The sequence below is a fragment of the Rhodococcus sp. NPDC057135 genome, assembly GCF_042670865.1.
In the GTDB taxonomy this organism is placed as follows: domain Bacteria; phylum Actinomycetota; class Actinomycetes; order Mycobacteriales; family Mycobacteriaceae; genus Rhodococcus_F.
On record NZ_JBHUUU010000020.1, the window covers coordinates 94,944 to 117,307 of the forward strand.

Sequence of the window (22,364 nt, forward strand, 5' to 3'; positions counted from 1 at the left end):
GAGTCCCGGCCCGAGGTGAGCCAGTGGACGAGCGGAAGCCATGCAGAGAATATCGCACGTCGGGCATATGAAATTCCTCTGGGGAGTTTGGGGGCACTCGACGCTTCCACGAAAGACCGAAGGAATCGCCTAGTTCTAGAGAGATTACCCGACCAGACCGACCAGCTTATGCGATCACACTTCTCCGCGCGATGCCATGCATTGTGGATAATCGTATGAAGTTGCCAGACATCCGTGTCGAAGTACTGATAGCGGCAGCACAGAGGATCCAACGAAGAGGGGTTTAGCTCACCGCAGAACACGCCCGCTCGCCAAGATCATGTCGTTCGCGATCCATCGATCAGATCTTTGGAAATCTTCCAGACTGCAAGATCTCGGGTCACGGTATCTTCAGATATGCAACTCAAACGTGTGACGCGCACGTCTCATGAGCTGGTTTTGGGTGTGCTTGTTAAACGCATTCCGTAGTTCGACGAGGCGCGTCTAGGCCTCGCGTAGCAAGCTGAGCGGCTCCACGTCGAGGATGTCCGCCATTCTCTCCAGGGTCTGCAAAGTCAGGTTGCGCTCACCGCGCTCCACACCGCCCATGTAGGTCCGGTGGACACCCATGACCTCAGCAAACGCTTCTTGGCTATAGCCACGTTCTTGCCGGTACCGGCGCAAATTGCGCCCCACGACCTTCTGCAGCTCACCTTCCATAACAACCCGTTACGCTTCCGGGTTGCTACTTGAAGGTCTACACACTTATAAGTAGCATTCGGAGTCACTGGAGCGTCCGGTGCGGTGAGGAGAGGAATGCTATGAGCGGTGGATCCCGGGGATACGAGTCCAACCAACGGGGCCTTAAGCAGCGGGGTTGGCGCGCGTACGGGTCGATTCAGGGTGCGCTAGTTGCTCTTCGGAGTCGAGCGTCCAAACGAAAGTGAACCCAACGCAGGCCTGAACCCAGCCCGGCACCTCAATTGTCAGCTCCCTCCCGGGCGTACCGGCGGGGAGCTGACTCACGTACGGACGGCGTCGACTTGGAACGAGGTCAGAAACACTCATGCGCGCTATGTCTGTGTTCGAGTAGTCAACTTCCAGCGAGACGTTTCGAGCGGGCTGCGCGATCGCGAGGAACAGCCGATGGTTCGCGGGATCGACGATCGCTCGGTAAGCGTGGCGAATGCGCACTGGGCGGGCATCGCGCACGACATCATCACCGATGGTGACCGAGTAGATCTGGCCACTCCTGCGTCCGCTTCGTCGGATCTTGCGAGCCTTGCCGTCGATGCTGAAGGTAAGTAGCTCGAATGACTCTTGCTTCGATGCGTCGAACCCTGGACGAGGGGTCATGAACCACGTCGACGTGGCAGGTGCATCCGCGATGAGTTCATGGAACTCGTTGATATCCGAGACACATGCAAACCGTGCCGTCGGATGACTTGGGGTGGTGGTGTACTCCCATTCGATGAGGGCGTCTAGAAGCGGACGGCCATCGGCGGTCTTTCCTAATCCATTGGAGAGTCGTACATTCACCTTGACGTCGTACCAGCGCTCCGGTGTTCGAATAGCCTGGTCACGGATGTCTTCGTAGATCTCCCGCGCGAACTCGTCATCACCGAGTCGAAGCGACAAGACGTTAGTCGCGATCTCGTCCAGGAGTTCGGGTGTCGCGACCCGCTGAAGTTCCTTTTTGCTAACCCTGAAGCCGTCTATCACGGCATCAACAAAGTCGGGAGTCAGCTCTTTGAGCACGCGCCTGGTTCGTTCGGTGTCGGCAGCATCCTTGTCACGTCCGGTGAAGAAGTCGATGGCAATGCCGATCGCGCCGGTGACGAGGAGGACGTCCGAGAGGCCACGAACAAGGGCAACCAAAGAATTCGTTATATTTTGCGATGCGAGCCAATCACTGAGTGCGGAAACGAGCAGGCCTAAAACAACGAATGCGATTCCGGTTAGTATGAGCTTTAAGCGATAGATATTTGCAAGTAGATCTTCTTTTTTCATGGGCTACTGCAATTATCGCGCATTTTCACAGAGAATGGAAGGCGAAATTTGGATCTAAAACTGAAACTTCGAACATCGAGGCAAATTCCCGAATATTGTCAGATCCTATGTATGTGCGAAGTGATCCGTTTCATGGCAAACTGCTAGGGGATGTCAATGGATGAGTTAGTAGTGGAAACGCCACGGGTCGTCAGAGTCACCTCCAGGGAGCCAGGTGGGATCTGACTTGGCGCGAAGTTTTGCTACTCCGATCATTTCGCTAGTAACAAGTGACGCTGATCGAAGGATTGAACCGGACCGGGCGCCCTCGAGCTGTCTTGTACGGCCCGCGATTACGCCCAGAATCTGTGCTGCTAGTTCAGCTTCATAAACTTGCCCATTAGAATATAGCAAGTCGGCTGCCACGATGAGCGCATTCAGTGGCTCAACACGGCCGTACGGCCGAACATCGGAATAAATCAAGCTGATATGAAGGATTGCATATAGTGCAACCCGAATGGTAATGCGGGCGTCGCGGTTCACGCATAGGCAGGCGACTACGCGCGCTAGGTGATACTGACAAGCGTGACGCCCTACGTCGAAACCAGGCTGACGCTTGAGGTTATTCTTCGCGGTATTGCGTACATAGTGAAAGATATGCACCGACACTGCAATTTGATCGCGCTTGGCGTTTTTGCCCACGTACCCTATTCTTCTACGTCGCCGTGTCCAGTCGACAGGGCTTTGGTCGTCAGATGGCCATGGGTGGCCGTATGCGTGACAGGTGACCGCCGCCAACTCCCCGATTAGCTTGCCAAGAAGAAGACGATCACCCGTTTTTATCGCAATAAGTGCGAGGTCGTGAAATCCGCGGAGTGGGTCGTTGCGCGTGTAATTCAGTCCGTCGCTCGCCAGCTCGTATGTGTATCCTACCTGTGAATCAATCCGAACTTCAACAAGCCTGTATTTGCGGAAGTTCTTTCTCGATGTCCGATTGAGTAAACCGTGCGCGACAGATACCGGATCGAGATTCTCGATTTGACGAAGCCCCACTACAAGAACGAGCATTGAAATGTAAACCGTAAATACTACTTGAATCCTCACAAGTGAATAGATGGCAGACGTATGAGCTCCGGAGAGAAGCAGCAAGATACTCCCAGTTCCAATAATGCATGCGACAGACAGTGAGGCTAACATAGCTAGAACTTCAAGTGTTGGGTACATCGAGCGCAGTGCACTATTCCCGGGACCTGTGGGTCTTCCGTTCAGTGTTACGAAATACACGGCTGCGAAAAGACCTCCGAGGGTAGCTACAGTCCCAAGCATGGACGCACTTGCCGCCCATAAATCATTCATCGCCGGGTTGCGATCAACAAACACTGCGAGGTTGAATAGGAGTAATAGTGAGGCGATTAAGGCAAAGTTAGCAAGGTAAAAAATGGCTCTACGAACTCTACGGAGTGTCATTATGCTCGCCGTATTCGGTCGCCGCAATAGTAGCCCTTATTTTTACCTCGCACTCACTGACCTCGCGAGGGATCTCGACTGGGACCGTAAAGCCCAGTCCTGAATAATCGCGGAGCCTTTCGATCTCGCCAACTAGCCGCGTAACAAAACTCGCCGAATCTCTGTCAAGGAATTCGCTTGGGCTCCCAATAGGGGGAACTGGATCTACTTGAACCTCAGGAAATTGCTTTGCGAAAGTGGCAAGACAACGACGCATAATAAAGGGTTTGGATACGACCGCTATTCGATGGGTAGGTATTCCTGCCGATGACAACGCACCCATGCCCAACCTTACATTCTCTCCTGAGTTCGACGCGTGAGGCTCAAGAATAATGCTTGAGTCGGGCACTCCTCCCTTGCGCATTTCTTCAGCGAACACCTCAGCTTCCGAGCGATCGAAGTGACCGCTGAACGGCCCGTGCCCGCCAGTGATAAGCACGATGGGCGAGTGTCCCTTTCTCCATAATTCAGCAGCTTTCCTTGGGATCTCAAAGTCGGCACCACCCATGACGAATATGCAATCATAGAGGCCGTCTGCGCTCACACTTGGTGAGAGAAATTCCCACAAAGGCGCGACTAATTGATCGAGTTCTGTTGAGGACATGCCCATGCCATTAAAATAACACAAGATGCGTACCCGTGGTAGATCTTCGCTATTCTGTTGAAATATTACTGCGACGCATGCAAACGTGTAACCCTATCGTCTGCCACGCCGCGTCGAAGTGCTGGAATCAACTATCGTGTGAGTTGCGTGCAAGATTCTGGAGTGCCTGCCTCGGATAATCTCTATCGGGTCGGCGCAAGTATAACTTTCGTAGTGCTGTCTTTCGCCTTCGGATTGTGTTTTCGCTGTACTTGCGTCGGCGCAACAAGGCCACATACTGCCGGATCTCCCTCTCTGTCAGGTCTAGTGGGTCTTTGTCCCGTTCGAGTGCCCAGATGCAGATGCTGTCGAGGTCACTCCAGTAAGCACGTGCGGTGTTGTAGCCATAGTCGAGTAGTACCTGCTCGCGGAGTTCGGAGAAGCGGTGGTACCGAATCTCCAATTGGGAAGCCATTGGCATCAGGTTCTCGGGGTAGAACTCGTCGCTCATTGCGCCACTCTATCGTTGCCAAGAGGTTGTCGAGTGCTATCACGCTCATGCTTTTCTTCCTCTGATCTGCGCAGATACGGTCGTTTCTGTCACATTCACGGTTCGCCACCCGCGATCCCATCCGACAGAAAGTACCGCCCATGTCCCAGATTTCTCCCCGTAGTAACCAATCGCTTTCCACGCAGATCCCCGAGACGTTCACCCGCGCCGAAGGCAAAGAGCTCTCCAAACTGCAGAACCGTGAGGTCGCTCGCGGCCTCGTCGCCGGCACCCGCGTCCAGGCGGCTGGAATGGTGGCGGCTCTGGGTATGCAAACGACCGCCATGCTCAGTCGTGAGGCGATGTTTCAGGCCGACGGTGATCCCACCACCATGAATCGCCTGAATCACATCGTCGATACGTACGCCACGTTCGTCGGCCACGAGGTGAACGGGTTTCGGGCATGAACGCTGCCGAGTCGGCGGACGACGATCGGATCAGGACGTCCGTAGTCGACGGTCACGGCCGTCCCAGCGATCTGCTGAATTCGGTTCTCACGAGGACGGTTGCGTTCGTCGAAGCTCTCAAGCGTAAGGCCGAGGCGTGTGACCCTTCGGCGACTGCAGAGGCGGCTCATGTTCGCCACTTGAGTGAAACCGTCTCTGGGGTTGTGCTCGATTTCGTCCGCGAGTGGCCGACGTGATCGCGGACCCGGCGGCAGCGGTTGCGCTCATCGTGTCGATCGCCGTCATCGCCTACGCGATGTTCGATGTCGTTATCCTCATCGTCACGGCATTCGACTGGGTGATGGTCGCCCTCCGACGCCGCCACGAGCAACGTCGGCAGCGGAAGCTGCTGCGTCGCGAGACCGAGCGTGAGCTCCTGCGAATCGATGCCGATGCAGCGGCCGCTGTGCGCCGCATCGAGATGGCGTTCGCGGCGGCGCAGCAGACACTGCGATCCGATCGGCTCCCGGTGAACCGCGTCGAGGAGTCATTGTGAGTAATGAGTCGACGGGCCTTGCGGAGCGAGTAGTTGCAGGGTGTTTTCGGATTCTGCTGGCGGTCATCGCGCTGTACTTCGCGGTCGCGTTGATTCAGTCGATCTGGCCGTGGCTGCTGCTCATCGCGGGAATCATCTCGGTCGGCGGAATCATCGCAGTTGTTGTCATTCGCGCAACACGAAATCGCTGGTAATTCGGAAACGTCGCCATCGAGAAAGCTCGTTGTTTTCGGTGTTGTTAAATGAGCAAACCTCATTGTCTATTGCATTGATGCAATAGATAGTAGAGACACCGCCATTGCACGAAAACAATGGCAACGAGGCGCGAAGAATTGGCGCGTATCGAATTCATCAAAAAATCATGAAAGGGGACAGTTATGTCAAAAACAGGACGACCAAATCACCGACGCAAAGGACGCGGCAGTGTAAAGGCAGAACGACACATCACGGTGCGCTCGGTTCGCCGGGATCCACCGGATCTCCGCAAGCTGAGCCGTGCCGTCATCGCACTGGCGATGGCGGAGGCCGAGATGAACACCCCGCCCGCCACTCCCGGCACCCAAGGAATGCCGAGCACGCAGACGCCGACTGAACGGGGAGGTGCGCAGTGATGCAAGATAGGCCCAATCAGGGCCTGACGGCGGACTCGCTGGTCTGGCAACACATCTTCTTCCCGCAGCCGCTGCCTGAGAATGCGGTGTCGGCGCTGCTCCGGCAGTGGGCTGCCCAGCGCCATGCCCCGCAGCTGATCCTTGAAGCCCGCGCTGACGTGGTTGGTGTCGACTACCTGGTCGGGAGCCAACTACGTCACGCAGCGGCCGTAGCGAGAGCCGTCGAGCAATTGGTTCCCGGCTCAGTCGTCACCAAGTTCGACCCGGACGAGTGCAGCCCCGTCACCACCGCCCGTCGGCTCAGCCTCGACCACCCCGGTCGGCCGCTGGAGCCGACCGATCGGGTGGCGTCAGGGCGAGCAATCCTCCATGCCCTGACCGCCGTGCAGCGCGGAGAGCGGCTGGTGCTGCAGTTGGTGCTCGGCCCTCGCCACCGACCGGCGGTGCCGGCCGCGGAACCAGCCAAGCTCGGCCAGTCGCCGGTGAGCAAGCTGCTCGTTGGCGTTCAGACCGAATCGCCGCGTGACCGTCAGACGCTGTTGCGAAAACTCGGCCAGCACGGATTTCTGGCAAGCGTCCGTCTCGGCGTTCACGCCCCGACCGAGGAGCGCCGCAAGGTGCTGCTGCTCGGGCTTGCCACTGCGCTGGGCACTGTCGAAGCGCCAGGTGTGCATTTTCGGCTGGCACCGGAGAAGGCGCGGCGGATCAATCGTCCGCGTCCGACGTGGGCGTTGTTCACCCGATCGATCCCGCTGGGCGTCTCCGAGGTCGCGGTGCTGACCGGGTGGCCGATTTCCGACAGCGACGAACCGTTCCCCGGCCAGCCGCCACGCCATCCGAAGCCGCTGCGCCCCAGCGCGGCCGTGCAATCGGGTGAGCGCGTCCTGGCCACCGCCACCGCGCCCGGGAGCGGCGACGCCGCGATCGGCTACAACGTCACCGACGCACTTCGACACAGCTGGATCGTCGGGCCGAATGGGGTTGGTAAGAGCACGTTGCTGCTCAATCTCATCGTGCAGGATCTCGAAGCCGGACGTCCGGTGGTCGTGATCGAACCGAAGGATCTGGTCAACGACGTGCTCGCGCGCATCCCGGATAGTCGCCGCGATGACGTCGTCGTGCTCGATCCGCTCGACGGCGCACCCGTCGGGCTGAACGTCCTGGCGCGCTCGACCGACAAATCGTCTGCCGCACGGAGTCCCGAGCTGATCGCTGATTCGATGTTCGGGACACTGAGTGCCCTTTACGGGGACAGTCTGGGGCCGCGCTCGGCCGATATTCTGCGTAACTGCCTGACGGTGCTGGCTCGCCGCGACGACGCCTCCCTCATCATGGTGCCACTGCTCCTGACCAACCCCGGATTCCGCCGCTCGCTGACGCAGCACGCCATGCGCGACGATCCATTTTCCAGTGGGCCGTTCTGGCAGTGGTTCGAGTCGCTCTCACCAGACGCAGCGGCCACCGTGGTCGCGCCACTCGCCAACAAATTACGGCCACTGCTCACCAAACAACTACGAGCCGTCCTCGCCCAGCAGGCTCCGCGTTTCGACATCCGGCAGGTGCTCACCGAACGAAAAGTCCTCCTGGTCCCCCTACAGAAAGGGATCCTCGGCCCGGAGGTGGCGCAGCTGCTCGGGGCCCTGGTGGTTGCGAATCTGTGGGATGCCATCAGGGAGCGGGTGTCAATACCGGAAGCCGAGCGGGAGCCGGTCATGGTCTTCATCGACGAAGCACAGGATTACCTAAAATTGCCCACTGATCTCGGCGATGTTTTGGCAACCGCGCGAAGTTTGCGCTGCGGAATGCATCTGGCTCACCAGTTCCAGATGCAGCTGCCGAAACCAATGCTCGACGCCTTCCGTAACAACGCCCGTTCCCGCATCACGTTCCAACTGGCGTCCGGCGACGCCCGCGACATGGCAGCCGGGCAATCAGCGCTGAAGGCGGAAGATTTCAGTGCGCTGCCTGCCCACCACATCTACGCCCGACTGGTTCGAGACAATTCCGTCCAACCGTGGGCGTCGGGGATCACCCTCCCGCCGCCTCCGATCACCAGCGATCCCGAGGAGATACGACAGCTCAGCCGTGCACGCTACGGCCAGCCGCTGGACGACATCGAAGCCGGGTTCGCCGATCTTCTCGATCACGTCCACCAGCCCACTCAGGGAGCGCCAACCGCTGGACATGGACGGAAAGCGAGGCGCTCATGACCGACACGCATCAGACGAACCACCTGAATGATGGTGTTGCAGTCGCTGGTTCGTTCGCGTCGACATCCACCCCGTTATCTGCGCCGGTCACAGTTGAATCCACCCCTGTACGGGACGGGACTGATGCTGCCAAACCTGGCAGCACACCAGCGCGCGACCAGCCCGCGCGGACACGGACCCGCGACCTCAGTTCGATTGCCGACCGCCTCAGCGAGCGAGACTGGGCAGTACTGAGATCCGTCGCCGCACACCGCTTCCTGACCACTGCGCAGATCACCCGGCTGCACTTTGCCGGCCACGCCGATACCTCCGGACCAGTACTGGCTCGGCGTACCTTGGGGCGGCTGCGCTCTCGGCGATTCCTCGCCTCGTTGGAGCGGCGCATCGGCGGTGTCCGGGCTGGCAGCAGCGGGTTGGTCTACCACGTCGATGTCGTCGGTGACCGGATCCTGCGACGCGAGAGCGGCCGCACTTCGCGTCGCCGGTTCAGCAGTCCGAGCCCGACCTTCCTTCGGCACACCCTCGCCGTCGCCGAAACCCATATCGAGCTACTGGAAGCGAGCAGGGCGAGCCAGTGCGAACTAGTGCGCTGCGACATCGAACCAGCCTCGTGGCGGCGGCATCTCGGGCTCGGCGGCGCACGTCTAACGCTCAAGCCGGACCTGTTCGCCGAGACCGCCACCGACCACGACAGCGCCTTCACCACCAGCTGGTTTATCGAGGTTGATCTCGGTACCGAGCATCAACCCACGCTGCTACGCAAATGTCACGACTACGACGTTTACTACCGCTCGGGAACCGAGCAAGCCGAGCACGGTGTCTTCCCGCTGGTGGTCTGGATCATGACGGCCAGCTCCCCGGAAGCGACCGAACGTCGCTGCACCGCCTTGCGTCAGGCCATCGACAAGGACCAACGGCTCGACAGCGCCTTGTTCCGCGTCATCACGCCCGACCAACTGATCCCACTTATCAAGAACGGAGGTACCCGATGATCACCAATCCCACCGAACATCACACCCTGCCAGGTGAACTCAACGATCCCGGCAAGCCGACGAAGTACCGGACCATCCTTGCCGACCCACCATGGGACATCCAGCAAAAAGGCGGCCGTGGCGCCAGCCGCCACTACAACCTCATGGGCCTCGACCGGATCAAGAACATGCCCATCGCCGCTCTGGCCGACGACAATGCCCACCTGTGGTTGTGGGTCACCAACGCGACCCTGCGCGACGGTTTCGACGTCATGGAAGCCTGGGGCTTCACGCCGCGCTCGCCACTGACATGGGTCAAACCGCGTATCCAACTCGGCAACTATCTGCGCAACGCCACCGAACACCTGCTGTTCGGCACGCGGGGGCGGGCACCGGTCAACTACCGCAGCCAGCCCACCTGGATGTTCGCCCCGCTGCAGGACCATTCCCACAAGCCCGAAGAGCAGTACGCCGTCATCGAGCGCGTTAGCACCGGCCCCTACCTGGAACTGTTCGCCCGTCGAACGCAGCCGGGATGGGACGCGTGGGGCAACCAGATCGACTCTGCTGTCACGATTCCCGGGTATCCGGTTCCGTCCGACGCGAAGGCCACCAGACAGCAGCCACGCTCGCACCTTCGGGTGACGTAGCCCGGTCGGCCTCGTCGGTGTCATGTGGCCGCACCTGCCAGCGCAACCGCGTTGACCGGCCACACCAGCACCGAGGAGGCGCTATGTCCACACCCGAGAGCGGTCTCAAAACCCTCGCTATCCGGCTCAGGCCGGACGTCCACGCGCAGCTAAGCTTCGTCGCTCAGTTGCGCGGGCAGACCATCAACGACGAAGGTCTGCTCGCCATCACTGCCCACCTCGCGCAAGCGAAAACCGATCCCGCGCTCATGGCGAAAGCCGACCGAGCACGGGAGGAGATCGAACGCGACGCGGCAGTGCGGGCAGCTGCCATCGCCGGCATGTTCGGCGACACCCCGCCGGATACAGGCGACAGCACCCGAGGCCCGCGATCACGGCGAGCCCCGAAAGTTGAGGAAAAAGGCGAGGATCCACCCGCAGCCGACTGACCGTCAGCTCGGCGCACCCTATAAGTCCGGGCGACCGGCGGATCGAGTGACAACCCAGTCACTCTCCGCCGGGCCGCCCGGCAAAACACCCCGTTCCGGCCGCCTACAACGCCCGCTACGCCACCGGAACCGAACCGTCCAATTCAACTGCCCCGGAACGCATTTCGCGTTGTAGAAAACGCTAAAGCCGTTGCATTCACGCAACGGGCAGAGTTACAATCGAATTACGAACGGAGACAACGTAAATGACACCAGAACAGCTCTATCAGCTCACCAAAACGCTGCGCGAAAAGCGCGAGTCTCTCGGCTGGTCGGCCAACGAAGTCGGTCGCCGCCTCGGCATCAGCGCCGCCACCTACTGGCGAATCGAAACCGGCCAGATCACCAGCCCGAAACCAGAGACACTCCAGGCGATTGGCGACGCGCTCGGCATCCCTGTCGGCGACCTGTTCGCCAGCGCTGGTTGGATGCCCGAACAGGAACTACCCAGCCTGCGCCCGTATCTACGAACGAAGTATCACCTTTCACCAGAAGCCATGCGCGAGATCGAAGCGCACTTCGACGAAGTCGGACGCAAACATGGCATCAGCTTCAGTCCAGAAACTGGCCCGCGGGCTGGTGAAGACGAATAAGCATTAGCCCCAACACAAAACAACAACCCGGCAGACGGGAGAGGAGGGACCACCATGAGAACAGCACAGCAACCACAACATACGAGCATCCTCGCCAGTCTGCGCTCCGTCATACCACGACGGGCCGACATCACCGTCGAAGAAACACTGCGCATCGCCGAACTCCAAGCCAACAAGCTGCTCGAACAACACGGCATCACGCGCGGGGCAACGCCGACAGAAATCATCACCGAATTACCGAAGATCGCGATCGCTTACACGAGCACTCTCGTTGCTGGAGCAAGTTACTGGGACTCAGTTCGACATATCTGGGTCATCCAGCTCTGCCGCTCAGACTCGTGGCGCAGACGGCGATTCACTCTGGCCCACGAGTACAAGCACATCATCGACCACGGACGCAGTACCGATCTTTACCGCGGTACCGAAAAGGTCTCCGCTGCAACCCACGCTGAGCGCGCAGCCGACTACTTTGCCGGCTGCCTCCTCATCCCGAGGCGACTACTTAAAAGAGCGTGGGGAGAAGGCATCCAACACACCGATGCACTGGCGCACCTGTTTCAAGTCAGCGAGCAATCGATCGGGGTGCGGTTGCGACAAATAGGACTCATCGACGACGTCGTACGACATGTGCGAACGGAATATCCAGCGTCTAACCGCGAACGAACTGTATTCGCGCCGCTAACAGCAGAGGAGTTTGTACAGTGAATGAGGCGAGTGCTCAAAAGTCCGACAAGGTCGCAGGCGATTACGGCAAGGCCGCCGTTTCGTACATCCGCGTCTCAACCAAGGAACAAGCTGAACGTGACGGTGATCCGGAGGGGTACTCGATCCCGGCCCAGCGTGAAGCGAATAGGCGCAAGGCCGCTGCAAAAGAGGCCATGATCGTCGAGGAGTTCGTCGAACGAGGCGAGTCAGCGAAACATGCCGACTCGCGCCCAGAATTACAGCGGCTTCTGCGATATCTCAAAGATCATCGAGTCGACTACGTCATCGTTCACAAGGTTGACCGTTTGGCGCGCAATCGCCTCGACGACACTCAGATACATTGGGCGATCAAACAGGCTGGGACTGAACTGGTTTCCGCGACCGAGAACATCGATGAGACGCCATCGGGAATGCTGTTGCACGGAATCATGAGTTCGATCGCAGAATTCTACAGTCGAAATCTTGCCTCCGAAGTCCACAAAGGCATGGAACAGAAGGCGAAAACAGGTGGGACGCCAGGCAGAGCTCCTCTGGGCTATCTCAACGTCAGGAAAGTCAACTCGGAAGGCATCGAAGTTCGTACTGTGGAGGTTGTTTCGGCGCGGGCTGATCACATCACGTGGGCTTTCAGCGCATACGCCACGGGTGTCTGGACTCTCAAGACTATGGCAGCCGAACTGGAGCATCGAGGACTCACTACTCGGCCGACTCCGAGGACTCCGGGTAGGCCGATCAAATACAACAGTCTTTACAGAATTCTCACCACTCCGTACTACAAGGGTGAAGTCGTCTATCGAGGGGTTTCGTACCCTGGTCGACACCAACCACTCATCGATGAGGTGACCTGGTCGCGCGTGCAGGACGTGCTCACCTCCCACGCAACAGGGGAGAAGCAACGCGACTTTCCTCACTACTTGAAATCCTCTGTTTTCTGCGGTAAATGCTCAAGTCGCCTGATAATTACCAACGCGAAGAATCCCTCGGGCAGGATCTATCCGTACTTCGTCTGTCTCGGGCGGCACCAGAAGACCAACAACTGCCAACAGAAAGCGGTCCTCATCCGGGTCGTCGAGGAATTAGTCGAAGATCACTACCGCACCGTGCAGCTCGACCGTCGGCTTGCGGATCAAATCGAAGCCATGGTGCATGATGATCTGCAGTCATTTCGACAGGCGGCAGACACCGAGCGTCGAGCGCTGAGCACTCAGAAGGAGCGCTTGGAAAGTGAGCGAATGCGGCTCCTTCAGGCTCACTACGCGGGAGCAGTGCCCGTCGATCTGCTGAAGCAAGAGCAGGATCGGATTGCACGTGGCCTTGCTGGAATCGAGCAACGCCTCAACGCGTCGGCCATGCAATTCGATGCGTTTGACGCGTCTTTACGGCGTGCTATTGACTGCGCCGTCAACTGCTCGGTGGGCTACCGACATGCCGGTACCCTGCCGGGAGGTTCACAGGTGCGTCGGCTCTTCAATCAGGCGTTCTTCGTCAAGATATTGGTCGACGAGAATACGGTTCGTGTCGAGTTGGCCGAGCCTTTCAAGACGCTGCTCGGAAGCGAAGCTGCGGTAGCAGCGCGACATCACGCCCAAGTGGCAGCGGTAGCTCGTGCAGTGGACGCCGCCGACGGGGTGCCCGAATCGAGCCCGTCCGCGACGGAGGAAACCGAAAACGAAAAACCTACGACTCGTGTCGCAGGTTTGAAATTGGCTACTTTGGTGCCCCCGGCAGGATTCGAACCTGCGACCAAGAGATTAGAAGGCTCTTGCTCTATCCCCTGAGCTACGGAGGCGCGTGGAACATCATACTCGAGGGTTCGGGATGTGACGCGCGCCGCCCAACTCCGACGCGTTGTCGTAGTCGGTTCGCGAAGGTCCTACCCTTGAGGTATGGCTACACCCGACCTCGCGCCGACAGATTCCCCACCGGAGTCCACTCCGCACAGCGGTGCACCCGCTTCTTCGACCGCCATATTCGTGGTCAGTGGACTCATCGCAGGGCTCACCGCAGCCATTGTGGTGGGATTCTCCGCGTCGCAGGCACTGACTCTTCTGGGCATCCCGGATCCAGGCCCGATCACCACGTACGGCCTGCCCGCGATGCGGGCACTGGGGGAGATCGCCGCGGTCATCGCGATCGGGTCACTGCTGCTGGCCGCGTTCTTCGTGCCGCCGCAGAAGTCGGGCGTCCTCGACGTCGACGGTTATCGAGCAGTCCGAACCGCGTCGCACGCCGCGATCGTGTGGGCGATCTGTTCGTTCATGATGGTGCCTCTGACGCTCTCTGACACGTCGGGTCAGCCGTTTGCCGAAGCCGTCAAACCGGCGAACCTGTGGTCGGGACTTGATCAGGTCGAGATCGCCGGCGCCTGGCGTTGGACGGCCATCATCGCGGTTGTTCTGGCGATCCTGGCCCGGCTGACACTGCGCTGGTGGTGGACTCCGCTCCTGCTGCTGATCGGTCTCCTCGGACTGATGCCGCTCGCTCTCACCGGTCACTCGTCTTCGGGCGGCTCGCATGACATCGCTACCAACAGCCTGATCCTGCACCTCGTGGCGGCTTCGCTCTGGGCAGGCGGCCTGTTCGCGCTATTGGCACACGCCCGACGCGGTGGCGATTACACCGACGTCGCCGCCCGACGCTTTTCGACGGTCGCATCCATCTGCTTCGTCGTCATGGGATTCAGCGGCGTCATCAATGCGATTGTCCGTCTGCCTCTCGACGACGTGTTCACCACGACGTACGGACGACTGATCGTCGCCAAAACCGTTGCACTGATCATCCTCGGGTTCTTCGGCTGGGCCCAGCGGAGTCGGGCGCTGCCGGCACTCGCCGAGAACCCGAAGAGTCGCTCTGCTCTGATTCGGTTTGCCGGCGCTGAAGGCATCGTGATGGCGGCGACCATCGGTCTTGCGATCGGCCTCGGTCGTACTCCGCCGCCCCCGCCGCTGTCGATTCCCTCGATCCCCGAGGTCGAACTCGGTTACAACCTTCCGGACCCGCCGTCGTTCATGGCGTTCGTGACGGATTGGCGATTCGACCTCATGTTCGGCACCGCTGCCGTTGCTGCGGCGATTCTGTACGGCATCGGCCTGCGTAAGTTGGCCAAGCGTGGAGATTCCTGGCCTGTCGGCCGAACCATCGCCTGGATGAGCGGTTGTGCGGTGCTCTTGATCGCCACGTCTTCGGGCGTCGGCAAGTATGCGCCGGCAGTCTTCAGCGTTCACATGGGTGCGCACATGGCGCTGTCGATGTTGGGCCCTGTCCTGCTAGTTCTGGGTGCGCCGATCACCTTGGCTCTGCGGGCCCTCGATCCGGCAGGCAAGGACGGCGTGCCCGGCATTCGAGAGTGGATCCTGACTGCGCTGCACAGCCCGTTCTCGCGTTTCATCACCCACCCGATCGTGGCGGCCGTTCTCTTTGTCGGCGGCTTCTACGCGCTGTATCTCGGCGGAATCTACGGTGCGACGGTCGACTCGCACAGTGCTCACCTGCTGATGAATCTGCACTTCATCCTCAGCGGCTATCTCTTTTACTGGGTAGCGATCGGAATCGACCCGTCACCGCGTCAATTGCAGCCGGTGACCAAGCTGGCGATGGTCTTCGGTTCACTTCCGTTCCACGCGTTCTTCGGTGTGGCATTGATGAGCACCACCGCTGTGATGGGCGGTGCGTACTTCCGTTCGCTCGGCCTGGGTTGGAACGACGACCTGATCGGCGATCAGCAGTTGGGCGGCAGTATCGCCTGGGCGACCGGCGAGATCCCGCTCATGGTTGTCATGCTCGCGCTTCTGGTTCAGTGGTCGCGCAGTGACGGCAGGACGGCGCGCCGAACCGACCGCGCGGCTGAACGTGACCACGACGCCGACCTCGCCGCACACAACGCGATGTTCGCCGAATTGGCCAGGCGAGACCGCGAAGGGTGGAAACCCCGTGAGGCTGCTGATGCGGAGACTGCCGGCGAGGACACTGCCGACGGCGCGCCCAGCGAGAAGAAATCCGACGAATCCTCCACTAGCACTTAGCTCCGACACTGCCCGGGCCATTCGGTCCGGGCAGTGCTGTTTCTCCACAGCTGTCCCACCTGTACACAGGTCGAAATCGATCTCTTGCTCTACGCCTTTGCCGTTCCACAATCGAAGCTGCCGACGCAATGATCGGCCCCGTGGCAGTTGGCGGGTTCTGGAGTTCGAAGGGGGATCGGACATGTACGAAACGCATGCAACCGTTGTCGGAACCGTCATCACCAATCCGGTGAAGCGGCAGACCACCAATGGTGAAGAGGTGCTGAGCTTTCGGATGGCGAGCAACACTCGTCGCAAAGACGCTGTGACGGGGGAGTGGACGGACGGAGCGACCCTGTATCTCACGGTCAGCTGCTGGCGACGGTTGGTCACCGGCGTCGGCGCATCCATCATGAAGGGTGATCCGGTAATGGTGGCGGGGGAGTTGCGCACCAACGAGTACACGACCAAGGAGGGTGTGCCTCGTTCCGATCTCGAGCTGCGGGCGACGGCAGTAGGCGCCGACCTTGCTCGTTGCATCTCGAAGATCGAGCGTCAGAGCAAGCCGACGTCAGCGGAGAACACGGAGAACACGGTCGACACTGTCGCTGCGTGAGGACTCAGACCGAGGGTTTCGGGCAGTCGCGGGGCCGAGAGCAATCGTGCCCCGCGTCCACTCGCTCGAGGAGTTCTGTGAGAGTTGCTCGCTCCGACTCGTCGAGGTCGTCGAACACATCCGAGGACTCGCGTCGCTGAGCCTTCGCGACGTCCGCAGCCAGGGCAGCGCCGGCGTCGGTCAACTCGAGCAGCACTGCTCGCCGATCGTTCGGGTCGGGAGTGCGGCGCACCCATCCGGCATCTTCGAGGGAATCCACGACGTCGGTCGCCGACCGCGGAACTATGCGCAATCGCTCGGCAAGAAAACCGAGTCGAACCGGTTCGCTCACTCGGGTCAGCACTCGCAGAGCTCGGCTTTGCGACGGTGAGAGGCCGAATGGTTCCAGCGCTGCCACTTGGCGTCGGCGGATGAGCCGTGCCACGGACATCACGACATCGGTGAGTTCGCGCTCTCGGGAATGCATGGCGCCAGTCTAGCGTTGTTGGTGTCAGCCTCATAGTGAGGTAACCTCATCAATATGAAACTAGGGTGAGAAAGCCTCCAGGAGGTAAACGTGAAACCAGATCACATGCGAAACATCGAACGAACCGCTGTCGAGATCACTCCGGCGGAATCCGTACCGGCAAAGCGCGTACTCGGACTGTTCGCGCCGTATCGAACTCAGATCGCCATCGTCACCGCGGTCATCACACTCAGCGCGATCGTGGCGCTGGGCAGCCCGCTGCTCCTACGCGAAATGCTCGACAAGGCGATCCCGGACAAGAACCTCGGACTTGTCAGCGTTCTGGCCATCGGCATGATCGCCATTGCCGTGATCACGAGCTGTCTCGGCGTGGCGCAAACCTGGATGTCCAACAGCATCGGCCAGAAACTGATGCACCAACTCCGCGTGCGGGTCTACTCGCACCTGCAGAATCAGTCCCTCGGGTTCTTCGCTCGAACCCGAACCGGAGAAGTTCAGTCGCGCATTGCCAACGACATCGGCGGTATGCAGTCGGTGGTCACCAATACGGCAACGTCCATCGCGCAGAACGCAACGACAGTGGCAGCCACGATTGTTGCTCTGTTCCTTCTGGATTGGCGACTCGCCATCTTCTCGCTGGCGATCTTGCCGGTGTTCATCCGTATCGCACGCAAGATCGGCGACGAGCGTCGAAAGATCTCAGGCAAGCGGCAGAAGCTGCTCAGTGATCTGTCGGTGCAGGTAGAGGAATCCCTTTCCGTCAGTGGCATTCTCCTCGGCAAGACGACCGGCGCGAAGTCGGCCCTGACGGATCGATTCACCGAGCGCTCAGCGGAAGTCGCAGACGTCGAACTCCGGGCCATGATGGCCGGCAAGTGGCGCATGGCGACCATGTCGATCACCTTCGCGGCTATGCCTGCATTGGTCTACTGGTTTGCTGGTTTCACTCTCGATCACGGCAACACCATCACCGTCGGTACCCTTGTCGCCTTCACCACGCTGCAAACACAATTGTTCCGCCCCACCATGATGCTGCTCAACACGGGCGTCGAGGTGCAGAGTTCCATGGCTCTGTTCAGCCGCGTGTTCGAGTACCTGGATCTGCCGATCGACATCGCGGATCCGGAGGAGTCGAAGAGTTTCGACCGCTCGAAGATGTCCGGTGAACTTCGGTTCGACCACGTCGACTTCTCGTACCCGGGAACCGACAGCAAGACTCTGGACAACATCGACCTCACGGTCCCGGCGGGCGGAACCTTGGCGCTGGTCGGTTCTACCGGCTCAGGCAAGACCACTCTCGGATATTTGGCCGCACGTCTGTACGACCCGACGGCGGGATCGGTGAGGATCGACGACGTCGATCTGCGGGACCTCGATCTGGCGACGGTCTCCGACCTGGTGGGTGTGGTGTCGCAGGAGACGTACCTCTTCCACACGACGATTCGTGAGAACCTTCGGTTCGCGAAACCCGACGCCACCGACGCCGAGATCGAGCAGGCAGCACGCATCGCGCAGATCCACGAGTTCATCTCCGGTCTCGACGATGGTTACGACACCATGGTCGGCGAGCGCGGCTACCGATTCTCCGGTGGTGAGAAACAGCGCATCGCGATCGCGCGCACAGTTCTGCGGAATCCGCCGATCCTCGTCCTCGACGAGGCGACGAGCGCCCTGGACAACCGCACCGAACGTGCGCTGCAGGACGCACTCGACGAACTGATGGTCGGACGTACCACTCTTGTTGTGGCACACAGACTCTCCACGGTTCGAGATGCGGACCTCATTGCGGTCCTCGACCAGGGCGTCGTCGTGGAAAAGGGCACCCACGACGAACTGGTGCAACAAGGCGGGCGCTACGCGCAGTTGCTTGCGGCCTCGGGTAGCGACGCCGTCGAACTCCCGTCGGAACTGCAGACCGTGTGAGTGCAAGAAATGTCGGCCATTTCACTTCCGCAAGTTTCTAGAACGTGTTCTACTTTAATGGTCGTTGATCGACTATCAGTGGAGGCGGAAAGATCATGGGTCAGGTTCTGGACAACATCTCACAGTTCGCCGACGAGATCCGCGCCGACGGAGTCGAGGGCGACAAGCTGATGCGCTTGACGGACGGCAGCGCGAAGCGACTGCGCGACGCTGGCGTCATCCGGATGTTGCAGCCGAAGGAGTTCGGTGGGTTCGAGGCGCATCCGCGTGAATTCGCCGAGACGGCAATGGCTATCGGTGCGATGGACGGTGCCACGGGCTGGGTCAGCGGCATCGTCGGTGTCCACCCGTGGGAGCTTGCGTTCTTCGACCGCAAGGCTCAGGAAGAGGTGTGGGGAACCGATCCCGATACGTGGATGGCGTCGCCGTATGCGCCGATGGGTGTTGCGAGGCCGGTCGAGGGTGGGTACATCCTCAACGGTCGTTGGTCGTTCTCGTCCGGTACCGATCATTGTGACTGGATCATGATCGGTGCGATGGTCGGTGACGAGTCCGGTAAGCCGCTGATGCCGCCGAAGATTCTGCACGTGCTGTTGCCGCGCTCCGATTACGACATCGACCAGGACAGCTGGAATGTCGTGGGGCTGCGTGGAACCGGTTCGAAGGATCTGATCGTCAAGGACGCGTTCCTGCCGACCTACCGCACTCTTGATGCCGGAAAGGTTTTCGACGGGACCGCGTGGAAGGAAGCGGGTCGTACGGAGACGTTGTACAAATTCCCGTTCTCGTGCATTTTCCCGCTCGGTATCACCTCGTCGTTGATCGGTATCGCCGAAGGTGCGTTGGCGTGCAACATGGCTGCGCAGCGTGAGCGGGTGACGGTCAGTGGTGTTCCGATCAAGGAAGATCCGTATGTGCTGTTCGCGATCGGTGAGGCGGCTGCCGAGATCGCTGCTTCTCGGGCTGCGATTTTGGAGACGGTGGATCGTTTCTGGGACATGACGGAGAAGGGGCAGGAGGTTTCGTTCGAGCTTCGTGCGATCGGTCGACGTACGCAGACTGCTGCGGCGTGGCGTGCGGTGCGGGCGGTGGACGAGATATTTGCTCGTTCCGGTGGTGGCGCTTTGCAGTTGAGCACGCCGATGCAGCGGTTCTGGCGTGATGCTCATGCCGGTCTGGCGCATGCGATTCACGTGCCCGGTTCCATTTTCCATTCGTCGACGCTCTCGGAGCTCGGCGGCGAACCGAAGGGCATCCACCGGGCAATGATCTGAGCCGTCCGGGGGCACTTGGCAGTCGCCCAATCGCGGTTTTGGTGGGGGTCGAGAAGCATGTCGACGAATCTGGTCGATGACCTCGGACTGTCCGCAGCACCCGCATCAGTGTGAGCGCCAACGCGCAATGTGGGTTATAGGACAAACACCGATAGGCTGGCGGTCATGGCTGAGTTCATTTACACGATGAAGAAGGTGCGCAAGGCGCACGGTGACAAGGTCATCCTCGATGACGTCACGATGAGCTTTTACCCCGGCGCGAAGATCGGTGTCGTCGGACCGAACGGCGCTGGTAAATCCAGCATCCTCAAGATCATGGCCGGACTGGACCAGCCGGGCAACGGCGAGGCCTTCCTGGCTCCGGGCGCGACCGTCGGCATCCTCATGCAGGAGCCGGAGCTCGACGAGACCAAGACCGTTCGCGAGAACGTCGAGGACGGCCTCGGTGAGACGATGGTCCAGCTCAAGCGGTACAACGAGATCGCCGAGCTGATGGCCACGGATTACTCCGACGAGCTCATGGAAGAGATGGGCGAACTGCAGGAGAAGCTCGATCACGCAGACGCGTGGGAGATCGACTCGCAGCTCGAGCAGGCTATGGACGCCCTGCGCTGCCCCCCGCCGGAAGAGATGGTCACCCACCTCTCCGGTGGTGAGAAGCGACGCGTTGCACTCTGCAAGCTGCTGCTGAGCAAGCCCGATCTCCTGCTCCTCGATGAGCCCACCAACCACCTCGACGCAGAATCGGTCCTGTGGCTCGAGCAGCACCTCGCTGCTTACCCCGGCGCAATCCTCGCCGTGACCCACGATCGTTACTTCCTCGATCACGTCGCACAGTGGATCTGTGAAGTCGACCGCGGACGCCTGTACCCGTACGAGGGCAACTACTCCACCTACCTGGAGCAGAAGGCTGCACGCCTCGAAGTTGCCGGCAAGAAGGATCAGAAGCTGCAGAAGCGCCTCAAGGACGAACTCGCCTGGGTTCGTTCCGGCGCCAAGGCACGTCAGGCCAAGAACAAGGCTCGTCTCGATCGCTATGAAGAAATGGCGAACGAGGCCGAGAAGACCCGCAAGCTCGACTTCGACGAGATCCAGATCCCGGCACCGCCGCGTCTGGGTGACGTGGTCGTGGAGGTCTCGAACCTCGACAAGGGCTTCGACGGGCGCGTTCTGATCAAGGACCTCTCGTTCACGTTGCCGCGCAACGGAATTGTCGGCGTCATCGGCCCCAACGGTGTGGGTAAGACGACGCTGTTCAAGACCATCGTCGGTCTCGAAGAGCCTGATGCCGGTGAGGTCAAGATCGGTCAGACGGTCAAGCTGAGCTACGTCGACCAGAACCGTTCCGGCATCGACCCCAAGAAGACGGTCTGGGAAACAGTCTCCGACGGGCTCGATTTCATCGTCGTCGGCCAGACCGAGTTCCCGTCGCGCGCGTACATCAGCTCGTTCGGTTTCAAGGGCCACGATCAGCAGAAGCCGGCCGGCGTCCTCTCCGGTGGTGAGCGCAACCGCCTGAACCTGGCGATGACGCTCAAGCAGGGCGGCAACCTGATCCTGCTCGATGAGCCCACCAACGACCTCGACGTCGAAACCCTCGGCTCGCTGGAGAACGCTCTCGAAGAGTTCCCCGGCTGCGCCGTCGTGATTTCGCACGATCGCTGGTTCCTGGACCGCACCTGTACCCACATCCTCGCGTGGGAAGGTGGCTTCGGCGACAACGAGGCAGCCTGGTACTGGTACGAAGGCAACTTCGAGGGCTACGAGGCGAACAAGGTCGAGCGACTCGGCCCCGACGCCGCGCGCCCGCACCGCGTCACTCACCGCAAGCTCACCAGGGACTGATCCGGTGTCCGACGTATACACAGCGCAGATCCAGGTCCGGTGGGGCGATTCCGACCGGTTGGGTCACGTCAACAACACGCGTTACGTCGAGTACATGCAGGAAGCTCGCATCCAGTTCCTGGAAGCGAAACTGGCGCCGCTCGGCGGCCGGCCGGGATACCTCGTGGTTCGAAAGATGACCATCGAGTTCCTCAGGCCGGTCACCGATCGGTCCGGTCCCTTGAACGTGGAGATCTTCACGACTCACGTCGGGACTTCCTCGTTCACGGTTCGTCACATCATCCGTGACAACGCGGGTGTCGAATGCGCATTCGGCGACGCGTTGATGGTCGGATTCGACACGGTGTCCGAAAAGTCCAGACCGCTGGCGGACAGCGAACGCGCGGTGCTCGAAGCATCGCTTGTTCAGATGACGACATCGTAGATTTCGTTTCTCAGTTCACCCTAGGTGCTGGTTGCCGCGGCTAGTCTCGAGTCAGAGAT

The 22,364-nt window shown here is 60.2% G+C and carries 23 protein-coding genes, 1 tRNA gene and 1 pseudogene; 18 read left to right on the forward strand and 7 right to left on the reverse strand.

The window, feature by feature from the left end; all coding sequences use genetic code 11:
- Positions 1-483 precede the first annotated feature (483 nt).
- The 4 genes from ACFT1A_RS28405 to ACFT1A_RS28420 all read right to left on the reverse strand — a co-directional run bounded on the left by ACFT1A_RS28405 (position 484) and on the right by ACFT1A_RS28420 (position 4,568).
- A complete protein-coding gene (locus ACFT1A_RS28405) occupies positions 484-699 on the reverse strand; it encodes a helix-turn-helix domain-containing protein (RefSeq protein ID WP_378449721.1) in 216 nt (71 codons plus the stop codon).
- A gap of 144 nt (positions 700-843) precedes the next feature.
- Complete coding sequence (locus ACFT1A_RS28410) at positions 844-1,989, reverse strand: hypothetical protein (protein ID WP_378449722.1); 1,146 nt, start codon at positions 1,987-1,989, stop codon at positions 844-846.
- 1,432 nt (positions 1,990-3,421) lie between these two features.
- On the reverse strand, positions 3,422-4,084 hold the full coding sequence (locus ACFT1A_RS28415) for a YdcF family protein (RefSeq protein ID WP_378449723.1): 663 nt from the start codon (positions 4,082-4,084) through the stop codon (positions 3,422-3,424).
- Between the two features lie 121 nt (positions 4,085-4,205).
- Positions 4,206-4,568 (reverse strand): site-specific integrase, encoded by a 363-nt coding sequence (locus tag ACFT1A_RS28420; RefSeq protein WP_378449724.1) that lies wholly within the window; start codon positions 4,566-4,568, stop codon positions 4,206-4,208.
- 140 nt (positions 4,569-4,708) lie between these two features.
- On the opposite strand from ACFT1A_RS28420, the gene ACFT1A_RS28425 reads away from it, so the two are divergent.
- The 12 genes and pseudogenes from ACFT1A_RS28425 to ACFT1A_RS28480 form a co-directional block, all read left to right on the forward strand.
- Complete coding sequence (locus tag ACFT1A_RS28425; protein ID WP_378449725.1) at positions 4,709-5,014, forward strand: hypothetical protein; 306 nt, start codon at positions 4,709-4,711, stop codon at positions 5,012-5,014.
- Entirely contained in the window at positions 5,011-5,250 is a 240-nt protein-coding gene (locus tag ACFT1A_RS28430) for a hypothetical protein (protein ID WP_378449726.1), read from the forward strand. Before ACFT1A_RS28425 ends, ACFT1A_RS28430 begins: the two co-directional genes overlap by 4 nt.
- Positions 5,238-5,549: a hypothetical protein gene (locus ACFT1A_RS28435; RefSeq protein ID WP_378449727.1), complete on the forward strand. Its 312-nt coding sequence runs from the start codon at positions 5,238-5,240 to the stop codon at positions 5,547-5,549. Before ACFT1A_RS28430 ends, ACFT1A_RS28435 begins: the two co-directional genes overlap by 13 nt.
- Positions 5,546-5,743 (forward strand): hypothetical protein, encoded by a 198-nt coding sequence (locus ACFT1A_RS28440; RefSeq protein ID WP_378449728.1) that lies wholly within the window; start codon positions 5,546-5,548, stop codon positions 5,741-5,743. Before ACFT1A_RS28435 ends, ACFT1A_RS28440 begins: the two co-directional genes overlap by 4 nt.
- Positions 5,744-5,998: 255 nt before the next feature.
- Complete coding sequence (locus ACFT1A_RS28445) at positions 5,999-6,160, forward strand: hypothetical protein (protein WP_378449729.1); 162 nt, start codon at positions 5,999-6,001, stop codon at positions 6,158-6,160.
- Complete coding sequence (locus tag ACFT1A_RS28450) at positions 6,160-8,370, forward strand: type IV secretory system conjugative DNA transfer family protein (RefSeq protein ID WP_378449730.1); 2,211 nt, start codon at positions 6,160-6,162, stop codon at positions 8,368-8,370. Before ACFT1A_RS28445 ends, ACFT1A_RS28450 begins: the two co-directional genes overlap by 1 nt.
- Positions 8,367-9,362, forward strand: coding sequence for a replication-relaxation family protein (locus ACFT1A_RS28455; RefSeq protein ID WP_378449731.1), 996 nt, complete (start codon positions 8,367-8,369; stop codon positions 9,360-9,362). The genes ACFT1A_RS28450 and ACFT1A_RS28455 overlap by 4 nt, the downstream gene beginning before the upstream one ends.
- Positions 9,359-9,991 (forward strand): MT-A70 family methyltransferase, encoded by a 633-nt coding sequence (locus ACFT1A_RS28460; protein ID WP_378449732.1) that lies wholly within the window; start codon positions 9,359-9,361, stop codon positions 9,989-9,991. Before ACFT1A_RS28455 ends, ACFT1A_RS28460 begins: the two co-directional genes overlap by 4 nt.
- Before the next feature lie 83 nt (positions 9,992-10,074).
- Positions 10,075-10,419 (forward strand): hypothetical protein, encoded by a 345-nt coding sequence (locus ACFT1A_RS28465; protein ID WP_378449733.1) that lies wholly within the window; start codon positions 10,075-10,077, stop codon positions 10,417-10,419.
- Positions 10,420-10,664: 245 nt separating this feature from the next.
- Positions 10,665-11,051 carry a helix-turn-helix domain-containing protein gene (locus ACFT1A_RS28470; RefSeq protein WP_378449734.1) on the forward strand — a complete coding sequence of 129 codons (387 nt, stop codon included), beginning with the start codon at positions 10,665-10,667 and terminating at the stop codon, positions 11,049-11,051.
- 54 nt (positions 11,052-11,105) lie between these two features.
- Positions 11,106-11,756, forward strand: a complete 651-nt coding sequence (locus ACFT1A_RS28475; protein WP_378449735.1) for an ImmA/IrrE family metallo-endopeptidase — start codon at positions 11,106-11,108, stop codon at positions 11,754-11,756.
- Positions 11,753-12,841: pseudogene (locus tag ACFT1A_RS28480) on the forward strand (recombinase family protein); the annotation flags it as partial. The gene ACFT1A_RS28475 and the pseudogene ACFT1A_RS28480, both read left to right, overlap by 4 nt.
- Before the next feature lie 363 nt (positions 12,842-13,204).
- Here the strand turns inward: ACFT1A_RS28480 and ACFT1A_RS28485 are convergent.
- Both ACFT1A_RS28485 and ACFT1A_RS28490 read right to left on the reverse strand, forming a co-directional pair.
- Positions 13,205-13,345, reverse strand: coding sequence for a hypothetical protein (locus ACFT1A_RS28485; protein WP_378449736.1), 141 nt, complete (start codon positions 13,343-13,345; stop codon positions 13,205-13,207).
- Between the two features lie 124 nt (positions 13,346-13,469).
- Positions 13,470-13,545 (reverse strand) — tRNA-Arg (locus ACFT1A_RS28490).
- A gap of 97 nt (positions 13,546-13,642) precedes the next feature.
- Between ACFT1A_RS28490 and ACFT1A_RS28495 the strand changes: the two genes are divergently transcribed.
- Together ACFT1A_RS28495 and ssb are read left to right on the forward strand one after the other, a co-directional pair.
- Positions 13,643-15,778 (forward strand): cytochrome c oxidase assembly protein, encoded by a 2,136-nt coding sequence (locus ACFT1A_RS28495; RefSeq protein ID WP_378449737.1) that lies wholly within the window; start codon positions 13,643-13,645, stop codon positions 15,776-15,778.
- Between the two features lie 181 nt (positions 15,779-15,959).
- Positions 15,960-16,373 (forward strand): single-stranded DNA-binding protein, encoded by a 414-nt coding sequence (gene ssb, locus ACFT1A_RS28500; protein WP_378449738.1) that lies wholly within the window; start codon positions 15,960-15,962, stop codon positions 16,371-16,373.
- A gap of 4 nt (positions 16,374-16,377) precedes the next feature.
- On the opposite strand, the gene ACFT1A_RS28505 is transcribed toward ssb, so the two are convergent.
- Complete coding sequence (locus ACFT1A_RS28505; protein WP_378449739.1) at positions 16,378-16,839, reverse strand: MarR family winged helix-turn-helix transcriptional regulator; 462 nt, start codon at positions 16,837-16,839, stop codon at positions 16,378-16,380.
- A gap of 105 nt (positions 16,840-16,944) precedes the next feature.
- On the opposite strand from ACFT1A_RS28505, the gene ACFT1A_RS28510 reads away from it, so the two are divergent.
- The 4 genes from ACFT1A_RS28510 (at position 16,945) to ACFT1A_RS28525 (ending at position 22,305) form a co-directional block, all read left to right on the forward strand.
- Positions 16,945-18,762, forward strand: a complete 1,818-nt coding sequence (locus ACFT1A_RS28510; RefSeq protein ID WP_378449753.1) for an ABC transporter ATP-binding protein — start codon at positions 16,945-16,947, stop codon at positions 18,760-18,762.
- Positions 18,763-18,857: 95 nt separating this feature from the next.
- Positions 18,858-20,036 carry an acyl-CoA dehydrogenase family protein gene (locus tag ACFT1A_RS28515; RefSeq protein WP_378449740.1) on the forward strand — a complete coding sequence of 393 codons (1,179 nt, stop codon included), beginning with the start codon at positions 18,858-18,860 and terminating at the stop codon, positions 20,034-20,036.
- 165 nt (positions 20,037-20,201) lie between these two features.
- The gene (gene ettA / locus ACFT1A_RS28520) at positions 20,202-21,881 is read left to right on the forward strand and encodes an energy-dependent translational throttle protein EttA (RefSeq protein ID WP_007730925.1); all 1,680 of its coding nucleotides are present in this window, start codon (positions 20,202-20,204) and stop codon (positions 21,879-21,881) included.
- 4 nt (positions 21,882-21,885) lie between these two features.
- Positions 21,886-22,305: an acyl-CoA thioesterase gene (locus ACFT1A_RS28525; protein WP_378449741.1), complete on the forward strand. Its 420-nt coding sequence runs from the start codon at positions 21,886-21,888 to the stop codon at positions 22,303-22,305.
- The last annotated feature ends 59 nt before the right edge of the window (positions 22,306-22,364 follow it).